Source organism: Kribbella voronezhensis, from assembly GCF_004365175.1.
Taxonomy (GTDB): domain Bacteria; phylum Actinomycetota; class Actinomycetes; order Propionibacteriales; family Kribbellaceae; genus Kribbella; species Kribbella voronezhensis.
In genome coordinates, this window is sequence record NZ_SOCE01000001.1 from 545,206 (window position 1) to 559,116 (window position 13,911).

15 protein-coding genes are annotated in these 13,911 nt (G+C 69.3%); 6 read left to right on the forward strand and 9 right to left on the reverse strand.

The window, feature by feature from the left end:
* Positions 1–7: 7 nt before the first annotated feature.
* Positions 8–2,215, forward strand: a complete 2,208-nt coding sequence (locus tag EV138_RS02455; protein ID WP_133976833.1) for a HelD family protein — start codon at positions 8–10, stop codon at positions 2,213–2,215.
* A gap of 1 nt (position 2,216) precedes the next feature.
* Here the strand turns inward: EV138_RS02455 and EV138_RS02460 are convergent, their stop codons facing one another.
* The 5 genes from EV138_RS02460 to metF all read right to left on the reverse strand — a co-directional run bounded on the left by EV138_RS02460 (position 2,217) and on the right by metF (position 8,233).
* On the reverse strand, positions 2,217–3,473 hold the full coding sequence (locus EV138_RS02460; RefSeq protein WP_133976834.1) for an MBL fold metallo-hydrolase: 1,257 nt from the start codon (positions 3,471–3,473) through the stop codon (positions 2,217–2,219).
* A complete protein-coding gene (locus tag EV138_RS02465; protein ID WP_133976835.1) occupies positions 3,473–5,398 on the reverse strand; it encodes a gluzincin family metallopeptidase in 1,926 nt (641 codons plus the stop codon). The genes EV138_RS02460 and EV138_RS02465 overlap by 1 nt, the downstream gene beginning before the upstream one ends.
* Positions 5,395–6,552 (reverse strand): patatin-like phospholipase family protein, encoded by a 1,158-nt coding sequence (locus EV138_RS02470; protein WP_133976836.1) that lies wholly within the window; start codon positions 6,550–6,552, stop codon positions 5,395–5,397. The genes EV138_RS02465 and EV138_RS02470 overlap by 4 nt, the downstream gene beginning before the upstream one ends.
* Before the next feature lie 68 nt (positions 6,553–6,620).
* A complete protein-coding gene (locus tag EV138_RS02475; protein ID WP_133976837.1) occupies positions 6,621–7,151 on the reverse strand; it encodes a SixA phosphatase family protein in 531 nt (176 codons plus the stop codon).
* Positions 7,152–7,318: 167 nt separating this feature from the next.
* Positions 7,319–8,233 (reverse strand): methylenetetrahydrofolate reductase [NAD(P)H], encoded by a 915-nt coding sequence (metF, locus tag EV138_RS02480; protein ID WP_112240421.1) that lies wholly within the window; start codon positions 8,231–8,233, stop codon positions 7,319–7,321.
* Positions 8,234–8,289: 56 nt separating this feature from the next.
* On the opposite strand from metF, the gene EV138_RS02485 reads away from it, so the two are divergent.
* Positions 8,290–9,360, forward strand: a complete 1,071-nt coding sequence (locus tag EV138_RS02485; RefSeq protein WP_133976838.1) for a polyprenyl synthetase family protein — start codon at positions 8,290–8,292, stop codon at positions 9,358–9,360.
* A gap of 28 nt (positions 9,361–9,388) precedes the next feature.
* On the opposite strand, the gene EV138_RS02490 is transcribed toward EV138_RS02485, so the two are convergent.
* Positions 9,389–9,805, reverse strand: a complete 417-nt coding sequence (locus EV138_RS02490) for a helix-turn-helix domain-containing protein (protein ID WP_133976839.1) — start codon at positions 9,803–9,805, stop codon at positions 9,389–9,391.
* A gap of 69 nt (positions 9,806–9,874) precedes the next feature.
* Here EV138_RS02490 and EV138_RS02495 point away from each other — a divergent pair, with 69 nt between their 5' ends.
* Together EV138_RS02495 and EV138_RS02500 are read left to right on the forward strand one after the other, a co-directional pair.
* The gene (locus EV138_RS02495) at positions 9,875–10,231 is read left to right on the forward strand and encodes a DUF4180 domain-containing protein (protein ID WP_133976840.1); all 357 of its coding nucleotides are present in this window, start codon (positions 9,875–9,877) and stop codon (positions 10,229–10,231) included.
* 9 nt (positions 10,232–10,240) lie between these two features.
* Complete coding sequence (locus EV138_RS02500) at positions 10,241–10,996, forward strand: YqjF family protein (protein WP_133976841.1); 756 nt, start codon at positions 10,241–10,243, stop codon at positions 10,994–10,996.
* Here EV138_RS02500 and EV138_RS02505 read toward each other — a convergent pair.
* From EV138_RS02505 to thiE, 3 genes are read right to left on the reverse strand one after another with little or no spacing between them, the layout of a single operon-like run.
* Positions 10,974–11,405, reverse strand: coding sequence for a barstar family protein (locus EV138_RS02505; RefSeq protein ID WP_133976842.1), 432 nt, complete (start codon positions 11,403–11,405; stop codon positions 10,974–10,976). The genes EV138_RS02500 and EV138_RS02505 overlap by 23 nt on opposite strands.
* Positions 11,402–11,833 (reverse strand): guanyl-specific ribonuclease, encoded by a 432-nt coding sequence (locus EV138_RS02510; protein ID WP_238157913.1) that lies wholly within the window; start codon positions 11,831–11,833, stop codon positions 11,402–11,404. The genes EV138_RS02505 and EV138_RS02510 overlap by 4 nt, the downstream gene beginning before the upstream one ends.
* Positions 11,830–12,495 carry a thiamine phosphate synthase gene (gene thiE / locus EV138_RS02515; RefSeq protein ID WP_133976843.1) on the reverse strand — a complete coding sequence of 222 codons (666 nt, stop codon included), beginning with the start codon at positions 12,493–12,495 and terminating at the stop codon, positions 11,830–11,832. Before thiE ends, EV138_RS02510 begins: the two co-directional genes overlap by 4 nt.
* Before the next feature lie 43 nt (positions 12,496–12,538).
* On the opposite strand from thiE, the gene thiO reads away from it, so the two are divergent.
* The gene (gene thiO / locus EV138_RS02520) at positions 12,539–13,693 is read left to right on the forward strand and encodes a glycine oxidase ThiO (protein ID WP_133976844.1); all 1,155 of its coding nucleotides are present in this window, start codon (positions 12,539–12,541) and stop codon (positions 13,691–13,693) included.
* Entirely contained in the window at positions 13,690–13,902 is a 213-nt protein-coding gene (gene thiS, locus EV138_RS02525; protein ID WP_238157914.1) for a sulfur carrier protein ThiS, read from the forward strand. The genes thiO and thiS overlap by 4 nt, the downstream gene beginning before the upstream one ends.
* Positions 13,903–13,911: the final 9 nt, after the last annotated feature.

The following is a 13,911-nucleotide window of genomic DNA, read 5'->3' on the forward strand; positions in this document are numbered from 1 at the left end:
GACCCCGGTGGATCAATCCCCCACATCGACCGATCTGGAAAACGTCGAACGGGCTGAGCTGGACGCAGAGCAGGCACACGTCGACCGGGTCTACACCCGGGTCGACGAGGCCGCCCGGTCCGCCTCCCGGATTGCGGTCGAAGGGCACCAACGCGGTCAGGCGCAGAACGTCGGCCGGGTCCGCGATGAGGAGCAGACCGGCCTCTACGAGCGTGACGTCCTGGTGTACGCCGCCGCCCGCCGGATCGCCGAGCTGGACGCGGAGCACGAGGGACTGGTGTTCGGCCGGCTCGACTCCGACGCCGGTGACGACACCGAGCCCGTCGCGGCCGCCGAGGACCTGGAGAAGCTGTACGTCGGGCGCATCGGCGTCCGCGACGCGGAGTACGAACCGCTGGTGATCGACTGGCGGGCGCCTGCCGCCGAGCCCTTCTACCGAGCCACCTCGACCGACCGGCTGCGTGTGGTCCGGCGTCGCGTACTGCGGAACAAGGGCCCGCGGATCGTCGGGCTCGAGGACGACCTGCTGGCCCCTGACCGATCGCCCGAGGACCTGCCGGTGCTTGGCGAGGGCGCGCTGATGGCGTCGCTGTCGCGGGCCCGCGGTCACACGATGCGCGACATCGTCGCGACCATCCAGGCCGAGCAGGACGAGGCGATCCGGGCACCGGCCCGTGGTGTCACCGTCATCGGCGGCGGTCCAGGTACCGGCAAGACTGTCGTCGCGCTGCACCGCGCGGCCTACCTGCTGTACTCCGACCGGCGCCGCTTCGAGCGGGGTGGCGTGCTGGTGGTCGGTCCGTCCGCTGCGTTCATGGCGTACATCGAGCGCGTGCTTCCCAGCCTCGGGGAGAACACGGTGTCGCTGCGCGCGGTCGGTGAGCTGGTGGACGGCGTACGGGCGACTGCTGTCGACGACGCGGCGGCTGCCGCCATCAAGGGCTCACTGCGGATGCGTGGCCTGCTCTCGCGAGCCGCGCGCGACCGGGTGCCGGATGCTCCGACGACGCTGCGCGTCTTCATTGGTGGCGCCACTGTCGAGCTGGACGCGAACCAGCTCGACAACGTCCGCCGCAACGCACTACGCCGTACGCCGCGCAACCGCGCCGCCTCCGAAGCTCGCAAGGGGCTGGTGGCCGCGCTGTGGAACAAGTTCCCCGAGGACCTGCGTACTGGGGTGTACGCAGACCGGGAGGCCTTCGGCGACCGGGTCACCGACACCCCGGCGTACAAGACGTTCTTTGCCGCGTGGTGGCCGATGCTGACGCCTGGTGCCGTACTGCGGTGGCTCGGCGACCCGCGTCGGGTGTCCCGGTGGGCACGCGGCGAGTTCAGCCCGGCCGAGGTCGAGGATCTGGCGGCCGCGATCCGTAGTACGGACGAGTTCACCGTCGCGGACGTCGCGTTGCTCGATGAACTCGGTCAGCTGCTCGGCCGGCCGCCGATCCAGGAAGCCGGGCGCGACGAGGAGTTCGACTGGCTGGAAGGTCTGTCGGACGGCGTGAACGAGGTGCTCACCACGTCCGAGCGCCGGGCGCGCAGCATCGCGGCCGCCGAGGCGGACGAGCCCGAGGAGTACGCGCACGTCCTCGTCGACGAGGCGCAGGACCTCTCCCCCATGCAGTGGCGGATGGTGACGCGGCGCGGTCCGCAGGCGAGCTGGACCGTCGTCGGCGACACGGCGCAGAGCTCCTGGCCGGACCCGGCCGAAGCGCGGGCCGCGATGGACTCGATGCTGTCGCACCTGCAGCGGCACACGTTCCGGCTCTCGACCAACTACCGGAACTCGGCCGAGATCTACTCCTTCGCGGGTGAGGTCATCCGGCGGCAGATCCCCGACGCGGACCTGCCCGACGCGGTACGCCGTACCGGGGTCGAGCCCGAGCACCGCCTCTTCGACGCCGCCAAGATCGCCGAAGCTGCCGGTGACGCGGCGGTCGAGCTGCTCCAGCTCGTCGAGGGAACAGTCGGCGTCATCGTCCCGCCGGCGCTCCGGCCCGCCATCGACGCGGTGGTCGCCGAGGTCGGCGATCCGCGCGTCGTCGCCCTCAGCCCCCTGGATTCCAAGGGGCTGGAGTACGACGCGGTCATCGTCGTGGAACCCGACCGCATCGTGAGCGACACCCTCGGCGGGATCCGTGCCCTCTACGTCGTCCTCACCCGGGCCACCCAGCGCATGATCACCATCAACAGCACCACCAACTGGCTGCCCTAGCTCACTTGGTCTTCAGGACGATCTCGCGCCAGAGATCGTCCTGAACGGTGATCCCGGCCTGCTTGTCCGCCGGCGTATCGGCCTGGATCACCAGGTGTTTGTGGTCGTGCAGCGACTGGAGCAACTCCTTCTTGGGGATGGTCTCCTTCCACCGCTCCACCATCCCCCACGGCAGCATCGCGCTGGCGCCCTCGGTCCACACCTCTTCCACGAACGCCTTCGGCGTGGCGTTGTGCGATCCGTGGTGACCGATCTTGTAGAAGGCCGCATCGCTCACCAACGCCCTCTTCCGCGGATCCTTGAGTACGTGCTGCCAGGCGCCGTACTGGGCATCACCGGGGAACAACAGCCGCGTACCGGCGACGTCGAGCACCATGAACAGGCTGGTGTTGTTGACCGCACGCTCCAGCACCGAGGCCGCGCCGAGCAGCCCGACATCGTTGCCGAGCTGATCCAGCTGCAAGGAGTCGGCGGCCTCCTCCAGGGCGGCCGGAAGTCGCTGCTCGTCCCGCAGCTCATAGGTTCCGTTGAACAGCGGGTACGGCGAATCGTCCGCGTCGCCGGCGTCGTCCGCGTCCAGTTGCAGCCAACCGGCGCTCGCCGGCGGGTTCATCAGTTTGAGCTCGTCCGGGTCGCGCGACGGGCCGAGGACGTGGACGGTCACCTGGTCGAGGCCGACCGCGATCTCGTTCTCCGCGTCGTTCAAAGTCGGCAGGTACCGCACGTGGTGGTCGGTCGCGAAATGCTTCTCGTTGCGGCCGACCAGCCGGTCGGTGGCCACGGCGTTCCCGGCCGAGTTGAGCGCGAACGACCGGGCCGCGGCGACGGCGGCCGGCCATGCCCCAGGATCGAGTCCGAGCGTCCGCTGCTCGATCAGGCCGAGCAGGCGCTGCGCGGCTTGCGTCTGTGCTTGGCGTAAAGCGGTAGCGTCCGCGTCCGACTGGTTCTCCACGAACGGCAGCCAGACCTCCTTGACGGCCACCTTCTCCCAGTCGGGCAGGGCGAAACCGGAGATGTGGTCGGCGTGATGATGGGTCGCCACCACCACGTCGAGCTGCGGCTTGCCGGCCGGGCTGCCGGCGGCGAGGTCCGCGATGATCGCCTTGACCGACTCCTCGATCGGCCGGGCCCGGCCCTGGCTGTGCACGCCGCAGTCGACGAGCATCCGCCAGACCTTGCCCTTGCGCCGGACAGTGACCACGAACGCGTCGCCGAAGCCGACGTTGTACATCCGCACGGTGACAGTCGATCCGGCCATCAGCGGTTCTCCGTCATGATCTCGCCGTGGATCGCGGCAAACGTCAGCCGGTTCATGGCCGGCTCCGCGGTCCACCCGCTGAGTGCGTCCATGACCTCGACGTCCACCGCCCACTGGTTCAGCGCCTTCAGCCGCTTGATGCCGGCCTGGTGGTGCTCGTGCGCCGGGTGGTCCGCAGGCAGCTTGGCGATCGCCGCTTCGTCGCGGAACGGGAGTGGTTTCGCGATGACGTGCTCGACCCGGCCGTCCACTCCGGCGATCAGGACGGTACCGGCCCGGACCTTCGGCCTGGTTCCCGCTGGGAGCTCCTGGTCCTCCAGTTCGGGCCGCCGCTGGGTCAGCTGGATCGCCACCTCGGGCCGGGGCTGGCCGTCCGCCGCTTGCCGATAGGCGACGTGGATTCCTCGTAGTGCGATCCGGAGGTCCGGGTCCGGGTCCAACCCGATCTGCTCGGCGTGCAGGCGCGCCCACCTGCTGACCGTCTGGTAGAGCACCTCGCCGGGGTCGCGTTCGTCCGGGTCGCCCTCATCGGCGGCGGGCGTGTCGCCGACGGCCGCCGGTGGGGGCGCCGGCGCGGCGGCCGGCTGCTGCGGCACGAGCAACGCGCCCGCCTTGCCGCCGGGGTCGAGGTCCATGGTCGCGAGCAGGATCAGGCTCCGCAGGTCCACCGGAGCCGCCGGGTCGTTGAGATCGAGGTCGTCCGCCGTCGGCCAGGCAAGTGCCTCGTCGGTCAGCGAGGCGACCTCTTCCGGATAGATGCCGCGCCGGCGCAGCGCCTCGACCAGGTTGCGCCGCAGGTTGATGGCGTCGTCGGGGTACAGCGCGCGGTCGGCGGTGACGATCGCGCGGACGACGTCGCCGAACCGGATGTCGACGACCGGCAGGTAGTCCATCGCCCGGACGACCATACCGAGCAGCCGGTCCGCGTTCCGCACGGCCTCGTCGGCGATCCGCTTGACCAGATCGGGCGACAGCTGTCCGGCAGGCAGCACACCGGACCCGCCCGTCGCGATCCGGAGCAGGTCGACGATGGAGGCCTGGTAGCTGTCGAGGTAGGCATCGAAGACGGCGCTGACGAAACAGGCACCACGCTCGTGCGGCTCGGTGGCCGCCCGGAATCTGTCCGGTGTCCGGTTCCGGTCCTTGATGGCCGAGCGCAGGGCCGCTCCCCGTCCTGTCGACTCACCGAACTCGCTGGCGAGCTGGAGCAGACCGCTGGTCTTGCTCAGGTCGCCGGAGGTGGTCGCGACGGCATCGATGACGAAGTCGCGATGCACGAAATGCTGGAACAACGCGACGAGGTCCGCGAACGCTTCGTGCCAGGCGAACACGTCGCGGTTCGTCGGCTCGGAGTAGTACTGACGCATCCTGTGCAGGATCGCGTGGGTGACCTCGTGAGCGATGATGTCGGTCGACAGGCAGGTGAAGACGACCTGGCCGGGCAGGTTCCGGCCGGGGTCGAGCCGATCGGCCCGGTAGTAGCCGAACAGGACGGCCCGGCGGCCCGGGTCGAAGAAGGCGTTGCGTCCCTCGAAGGCATGCGGCACGAGGCGCAGTTTCTGGTTGGCCCGCCATCGGAACCGCCGGCCGACGAAGCGTTCGAACCGCTCGATGACACTGGTCGCCACGGCGTACACGATCTGCTGGTGGGTTCGCGGATCGCCCTCGGCCGGTCGCAGGCCGTCCTGCGCCAGGACGGCCGGATCGTTGAGATCCAGCGGTTCGTACCACCGGTTCCGGCCGGCATCGAAGTCGACCACTTGGACCAGGCTGCCGTCCGGCCCCGGCCGCAGCTCGGCCTCGTACGGCACGTCCAGCGCAAGGAAGCGACCGGACAACCGGGTCGACATCGGGTCGAAGGCGAACGTCCGCAATCGGCGGCGGTCGGGCAGCCGGATCGCTGGACGATTCAGCTCCGCACTCATGACTTCGTGAGTGCGCTGTCCGGGTACGGCAGCTTGCCGGCGCCCGGACCCTTCCCCAGATGGGCCCTCAGCCCGGTGTCGCAGATGACGTAACCCCAGTTGATCAACTGCCGCTGAAGCTCCTCGTCCATCGAGTCCAGCCTGGTCGGGATCGCGGCAAGCCTCGACGCGACGGCCTCGTCCACCGGCAGCGGATCGGCCAGCCCGTAGTCGGCCACGTGGCTGCGGATCCCGATGTACGCGCCGGTTCGCACCTTCCGCTGAAAGGAGTCGATGACCTGGCGTTTGCGGAGCGCCCGGACCTGGTTGTCCATCACCTTCAGCACCCGCAGCAGGTGCCGGCCCCAGTCCGACGGTGGGTCGGGATCCGGGCCCAGATGACCACCGGCGTCGCTGACCAGGACGGTCAGGTAGTTCTTCCAGGCCGTTTCCAGACCGAGGTTGTCGTACACACCGCCGTCGCTCAGCCGGATCTCGTTGCGGAACTCCGGACCGGTCAGATCGTTGCCGTCCTCGGTAACCCACTGCTCGTGCGCCAGGTCGACCGTGCACGGCGAGAGGAACGGCGGGAACGACGAGGAGGCGGCGACCGCGACGGCCAGCGGCAGATCCGGATGGTTGACCCTGCCCACCCGGTAGTCCGCCAGATAGGCCTTCCTGAACCGCATCAGGTCGCCCGATTCCAGGTTGGTCGCGTTGATCACGAAAGTCGGCTTGTCCGGCAGGTCCTGCAGCGTCTTCTTCCCGAACAGCTGCTTGCGGAACGCCCGGACGACCCGGTCGGCCACCGAGGTGAACGGCAGGCCGATCCCGGTCAGCAGCGCCGGTACGTCCACGTGGGTGCCGGCCATCGCCCGGATCGGGTCGACGACCTGGGACACGAACTCCTGCGCCACCCCCTCCTCGTCGAAGTCCAGGTGCTTCCAGTTCATCGCCAGGACGCCGGCCGTGATGGAGCCGCCGGACACGCTGGAGACACGGTCGAGTTCCGGCAGCATGCGGGCCTCGTTGAGTCGCCACAGCACGCCGACGTGGAACACCATCGCCCGGTATCCGCCGCCGGACAGGCACAAGGCCGTCCCTGGCTGCGGGCTCTTCGCCGCGTCACCCGGAATCCGTCGTACCGGTTCTTCGGCGACCTGAATCTCGCTCATAGCGCCATCCCCCTGAAGTACTCCCCTTGTTACGGAGCGTCCTCCGGGTCAGTGCCAAATGCAAGCACTCAGCCGCGCGGGATGACGTAGTCGACCAGGTCGGCGGTGTCGGCGGTGACGTCGGACCAGCGGGTGGTGAGATGCAGGACCGTGAGGCCGCTGGTGGGGTACTTCTGAGTGAGTTCGACCCGGGACGGGCTGGTGCCGTCGAGGGCCAATTCGTCTGCCAGCCAAGGGATTCCGGGCGCGTGGCCGACCAGGACGACGGTGCGGGTGTCGGCCGGGACGTCCTGCAGTACTTCGAGGAGTTCCTCGGTGCCGGCGCTGTAGACGCGGCGGTCGTACCAGATGTCCGTCGCCGTGGCGCCCGCTTCGGCGGCGTACTGCCAGGTCTCGCGGGTACGGGTCGACGGCGAGCAGATGACCAGGTCCGCATCGATGCCTTGGGCAACGAGATAGCGCCCGGCCGCGGCGGCGTCGGCACGGCCCCGGTCGGCCAGCGGACGGTCCAGGTCGGGCATCGACTCGGGCGGCACCGCCTTGGCGTGCCGGAGCAACACCAGCGTGCGGTCCATCAGCAGATCGGACGGGTCAGCCATCGGCTCAGGATAGAGCGTCCGCACCGATCCGGCGCACGCCGCTCAGCGCGGCCGCCGCGTCTCGCTCAGACCGGTGCGACAGCGGCTCGGTCAGACCGGCCGCCGCCGCGGCTCGCTGAGACCGGTGCGACAGCGGCTCAGTCAGGCCGGCCGCCGCCGCGGCTCGCTCAGACCGGTGCTGACTGGAGATTGCGGTAGACCTGGCGGGTCGCCGTCGAGCGGTTGAGCGTGATGAAGTGAATCCCGGGCGCACCGCCGGCGAGCAGTTCGTCGCAGAGCTCGCTGGCGATCTCGATGCCGACCTCGCGGACCGCAGCAGGGTCGTCCTCGACGGCATGCAGGCGATCGGTGACCGCGGTCGGCAGCGCCATACCGGTCAGCTCGGCCATCCGGTGGATCTGCTTGATGTTCGTCACCGGCATGATGCCGGGCAGGATCGGGATGTCGCAGCCGAGCGCCGCGGCCCGGTCGACCAGCCGGAAGTAGTCGCCGGCGCCGAAGAACATCTGCGTGATCGCGTAGTCCGCGCCCGCCTTCGCCTTCGCCGCGAGCACCTGGGCGTCGGCCTCGAGCGAGGACGCCTCGGGGTGCTTGTCCGGGAACGCGGCGACCCCGACACAGAAGTCGCCCAGCTCGCGGACCAGCTCGACCAGCTCGATCGCGTGGTTCATCCCCTCGGGGTGTGCCACCCACGGCTGGTTCGGGCCGCCCGGCGGGTCACCGCGCAGAGCGAGCACGTTGCGCACGCCGGAACCGGCGTACGCGCCGATCACCGAGCGCAGCTCGTCCTTGGAGTGCGCGACACAGGTCAGGTGCCCCAACGGCGTCAGCGAGGTGTCCTGCGCGACCCGCTCGGTGACCCGGATCGTTCCGTCGCGGGTCGTCCCGCCGGCGCCGTACGTGATCGACACGAACGTCGGCCGGAGCTGCTCGATCTCACGGATCGACCGCCAGAGCACTTCCTCGGCCTCCGGGGTCTTCGGCGGGAAGAACTCGAACGAGAAGGATCGCTGTCCGGTCGCCAGCAGCTCACGGATCGTCGGCGTCGCGCCGGGAAGCTTCGAGGGGAGACCGTTTGCCATTGTCCAAGGCTACCGGGGCGTGGGCGCACGGGCCCCGACCGGCTACCCTCCGAGACGTGTATGCCGACGCAGACATCCCGACCGAGGTCCAGCGAGCCCTGACCAACTTCCTGGACATCCAGGCCGAGCGGCTCGCCGAGATCGGGCCCGAGCTGGCCGAGCCCGTGCAGGCCGCCCGCGACGCGACCGCCGGTGGCAAGAGGTTGCGTCCTTCCTTCTGTTATTGGGGTTTCCGGGCCGCGGGCGGTGACACCGGCCAGCCGATCCTGACCGCCGCGGCGAGCCTGGAGATGCTGCACGTCAGCGCGCTGGTGCACGACGACGTGATGGATTCCTCCGACGTACGCCGGGGCGCGCCGGCCGCGCATCGCAGGTTCGAGGCACTGCAGCGGGCTCGCTCGGCGAACAGCGGACGCGGCGGTGACCCGGTCGGCTTCGGCGTCGGCGCGGCGATCCTGCTCGGCGACCTCTGCCTGATCTGGGCCGACGAGATGCTGCACACGAGCGGCTTCGACGCTGCCGCGCTCGCCCGGGCCTCCAAGTTCTTCGACGCCGTGCGAGTCGAGGTGACCGCGGGTCAGTACCTGGACCTCGTGGCCCAGGCGAGCGGCGAAGCGGACATGGACCGAGCCCTGCGCGTACTGCGGTACAAGTCGGCCACCTACACGGTCGAGCGCCCCTTGCACATCGGGGCCGCGCTCGCCGGCGCCGACCAGCTCCTGATCGACGCGCTGTCGACGTACGGACTGCCGCTCGGTGAGGCGTTCCAGTTGCGCGACGACCTGCTCGGCGTGTTCGGCGACCCGACGGTCACCGGGAAGCCTGCCGGTGACGACCTGCGGGAGGGCAAGCGGACCGTCCTGACCGCGTACGCCGTGGAGCACGCTTCGGAGGTCCAGCTCGCCGAGTTCGACCGGCTGTTCGGACGGCGGGATCTCGACGACGACGAGATCCAGTTGCTGCGCGAGATCCTGCAGGACAGCCGCGCCGTACAGGCCTGTGAGGATCTGATCACCGACAAGACCGAGGACGCCCTGGCAGCGCTGGACCGGGCCCCGATCGAGGACGAGAACGTCCGCAAGGCACTCGCCGACCTGGTCGTCGCCGCGACCTCCCGGCACCTGTAGTCAAACCCGCTTGATCAGGGCCGTCTGATCAAGACTCGGCCATCAGGCTGATCAGCCGCAGCAGGTCCGCGGCGATCTCGGGGTCGCCCAGCACGATCACCTTCAGCGTGCCGCGATCGGGGTCGTACGCCGTCTCGACGCGGAGCCGGCCGACGTCGCGGTTCAGCGAGCCCATCACGTGCGTGCTGATCCGGTCGGCGAGCGTCCGGTCCACCGACTCGATGTGCACGATCGCCGACACTTCCACGTGCCGGGTCTTCGCGGCCGGATCGAACACAGCCGCGCTGGTCCCGGTGAAGGCCTCGAGATCCTCGCGAGCGATCCGGTACTGCTTGCCGATCCGGGCCGCCTTCAGCCGGCCGTCGCGGATGTAGTTCCGGACCGTCCGCACGTGCAACCCGAGTTGCTCCGCGACCTCCTCGACCGAGTACAGCTCCCGGGCCATCCTGACGCCTCGATTCCTTAGAATTCCCTATAAATCGCTCGATAGAGACTTTTAGAGTACTTTAGGTCCATGGTTGAGCACCTGCACGGCACGACCGTGTATATCGCCGACAGGGAAGTCAGCACCGACCGGGATGCCGTGGACGTCATCGCGGCGGCCCACTACGAGCACGGCGCGGAGTTCCTGGTGCTGCCGGTCGACAAACTGCCGGCGGAGTTCTTCCGGCTGAAGTCCGGTATCGCCGGAGCCATCGTGCAGAAGTTCGTCGACTACCGCATGCGCCTGGCGGTCATGGGCGACATCGAGGCGCACGCCGCGGCCAGTACGCCGTTCCGCGACTGGGTCCGCGAGGCCAATCGCGGCAGGCACCTGTGGTTCGTCGCCGACCTGGCCGACCTCTCCGAGCGGCTGGCAGCGCAGCAGTAGATTGCCCCCATGGCAGAGCCCGTCGAATTCGAGGCCCCACTGCTCCGCAGGCCGCGAATCCTGAGGCAGAACTGGCGAGATCTGACCTTCCTGCATTGGGCCGTCGAACCGGCGAGCCTGGAGCGCTTCTACCCGCCCGGCACCGAGCCTGACACGCTCGAAGGCAAGAGCTACGTCGGTCTGGTTCCCTTCCGGATGACTGACACCGGGTTCCCCCACGGACCAGCGGTGCCCTGGCTGGGCACGTTCCTGGAGACGAACATCAGGCTGTACTCCGTCGACACGACCGGCCGCCGTGGTGTCGTCTTCCTCAGCCTGGACGCCGACCGCGCCGCAGTGGTCGGCTCTGCGCGGGCCGTCTTCGGCCTCCCCTACCGCTGGGCCCGCATGCGCCATGAGGTCCACGGCGACACCCACACGTACACATCACGGCTGCGGTGGCCAAGCACTCACGCCAGCAGCAGCATCCGGGTCCAGGTCGGCGACGCACTCACCCCTGGACCACTGGAGCACTTCCTGACCGCACGCTGGGGACTGCACGTCGCACGAGCCGGTCGCACGTTGCACCTGCCCAACGAGCACCCCGCCTGGGTACTACGAACCGCCGAGCTCACCGCCTTCGAGGAACACGGTCTGCTGGCGTCCGTGGGGCTTCAGGAGCTCTCCGGCCGTCCACCCGACCACGTGGCCTTCAGCCACGGCGTACCGGCGCAGTTCGGGCTACCGACGCTGGCGAGTACGGCTAGACGACCGGCAGGTCGCTGACGAGATCCGGTACGTCGTCGGCTTCGCGTAGGAGGACCCTCAGCTGCCCGGACTCCTTCGCGTCCTCACCGAAGATCTGCAAGGCCACGTCGACCGTGTCGTGGTCGCGGTCGAGCAGGTCGCGCCAGCCCTCCCAGAGGACCACCTCCGGCTCACCGGTGGACCTGTCGCTCAGCGAGTCGGCCAAGGCGTCCCAGTTGCGCCCGAACCAGCGCGGCAGGTCGAACGCGGTGGCACAGACATCCAGAAAGCCCGCCTTGTCGGAAATCCGGGTCGTGTCCAGCAGCACGAAGTTCCAGCCCGCGGCGGCGACGGTACGGCGTACTTCGTCGGCAGAGTCCTGCTGAGCGCGCCAGCGGTACACGCCCGGCCGGAGCCCGTTGTCGAGCAAGGTCCGCAGGTCGGTCATCCGTCGGTCCCCCCGTCCGCCCTGATCCGGCGGAACGACTTGTAGTGATCGTCGGTGTAATAACGCTCGCTGTTCTTCCCCGTCACGATCCGGCGCGCGCCGCGGTCCTTCTCCCCCGGCGTCTTCACCGTGTACTCGTGGTAGTACCCGCTGACTTCCTTCGGCAGGATCTTCTCGAAGTTGCCGAACACCACGCCGTCGCGGCTGTACGGGAACGGGCCGCCCTTGTCGATCAGCTGCAGCGTCTGCTGCGCCTCTTTCGGCAGGTCCGCGACGGCGACGAAGGCCAGACCGCTCTGGGGATCGTTCTGTGGCTGACCGCTCGCCTTGTCCGCGCTGCACCCGAACAGTGAGGCCGCGAGCGTGATCACCAGCATGGCGACCACGACCGCGGCGACGATGCGCGCTGCCTTCGGGTTGTTGATCACCCGGCACCACGCAGCCGCCTGCTGAACTCCGCAGCCGCAGCACCCGGGTCGTCGGCCTCGGTGATCGCCCGTACGACGACCACGCGCTCGGCGCCGGCCTCGACGACCTGGTCCAGCCGCTCGAGGTCGATCCCGCCGATGGCGAACCATGGCTTCGCGGGTTGCCTACTGGCGGCGTACGAGACGAGCTCCAGGCCGGCGGCGCTTCTGCCGGGCTTGGTGGGCGTGGCCCAGACCGGGCCGACGCAGAAGTAGTCCGACCCTTGTTCGACCACCGCTGCGTTCACCTGGCTGAAGGTGTGAGTTGAGCGGCCTATCACCGGCTCGTGTCCAGTGATGGCCCGTGCTGCGTGCACAGGCAAGTCGCGCTGCCCCAGGTGCAGCACGTCGGCGCCCGCTGCGAACGCGATGTCCGCTCTGTCGTTGACCGCCAGCAGCTTGCCGTGTCGCTTGCAGGCGTCGGCGAACACCTCCAGGGCCGCCAGTTCGTCGGCCGCCTCGAGGTTCTTCTGGCGGAGCTGCACGATGTCGACGCCACCGCCGAGCGCGGCGTCCAGGAACTGCTCCAGATCGCCTTGCTCCTCCCGCGCGTCCATGCAGAGGTAGAGGCGGGCGTCGGCGAGGCGTTCGCGCAATCCATTGTCAGCGGTGGGCTCAGTCACACGCCCAAGCCTGCCATGTGGCCACAGACGTAGGGTTGTCGCCATGGCTGAGCGAACTTCGGAAGTCGTCGTCATCGGCGGCGGACTGATCGGCCTGGCGATCGCCTGGCGACTCGCGGCCGACGGTATCCAGGTGACCGTCTGTGACCCGACACCGGGCAGCCGGACCTCAGCGGTCGCGGCCGGCATGCTCGCCCCGGTCACCGAGGTCGAGTACGGCGAGGACGAGTTGCTGGCCCTGAATCTCGCCAGCGTCGCCGCCTGGCCTGGCTTCGCGGCGGAGCTGGAAGAACTCACCGGCCGCCCGGCCGGTCTCAACCGCACGGGAACTCTCTCGGTCGCCTACGACGCGGACGACGTCGCCGCACTCCGCCGGCTCGCCGACTACCAGCGTCGCCTCGGCCTGGAGGTCGAGGAGCTCACCGGCCGCGAGGTTCGCATGCGTGAACCACTCCTGGCGGCCGGCGTCTCCGGCGGGGTCTGGGTGGCCGGCGATCACTCGGTCGACAACCGCCAGACCGTCGCAGCCCTGTTGCGCGCGACCGAGCTGACCGGCGTACAGCTCGAACGTCAGCAAGTCTCCAGAGTCCTCACAGCCGGTACTGCGGCCGTCGGCGTGGAACTGGAGGACGGCAGCACCATCCGTTCCGCCCAGCTCATCGCGGCCACCGGCCCCTGGTCTGCCCAGCTGCAGGGGATTCCCGAAGAGCTGCGGCCGCCGGTGCGGCCGGTCAAGGGCGAGATCCTCCGGCTGCGCGTCCCCGAGGCCTACCGCCCGGCTTTGCACCACACGATCCGAGCCACCGCGCGAGGCTTCTCCGTCTATCTGGTCCCCAGGCCCGGCGGAGAGCTGGTGGTGGGCGCGACGACTACGGAGCTCGGGTACGACACCCGCGTCCTCGCAGGTGGGGTGTTCTCGCTGCTGCGCGATGCACGGATGGTCCTGCCGATCACCGACGAGCTGGAGCTAGTCGAGACAGTCGCCGGACTGCGGCCCGCGACACCGGACAACGCACCGATCCTCGGAGCATCCGGACTCGACGGACTGCTCTGGGCGACCGGGCACTACCGCAACGGCGTACTGCTCACTCCGATCACCGCGCAGGTCATTGCCGAGACTGTCCGGACCGGCCGCATCCCGGACCTTGCGGCACCGTTCGCGGCCGACAGGTTCAGCGCGCCTAAGGTAGCCGGGTGAGTGAGGTTATGAAGGTGCTCGTGAACGGCAGCACCGAAGAGATCGCAGCGGGAACCACCGTGGCCGACGTGGTCGACCGTTGGGCGCGCAGTCCCATCGGCGTGGCCGTCGCGGTGAACGAGGCCGTGGTGACCCGGGCCGAGTGGGCCGGCACGACACTGGCCGACGGCGACCGGGTGGAGATCCTCACCGCGGTCCAGGGCGGTTGAGGAGGAACC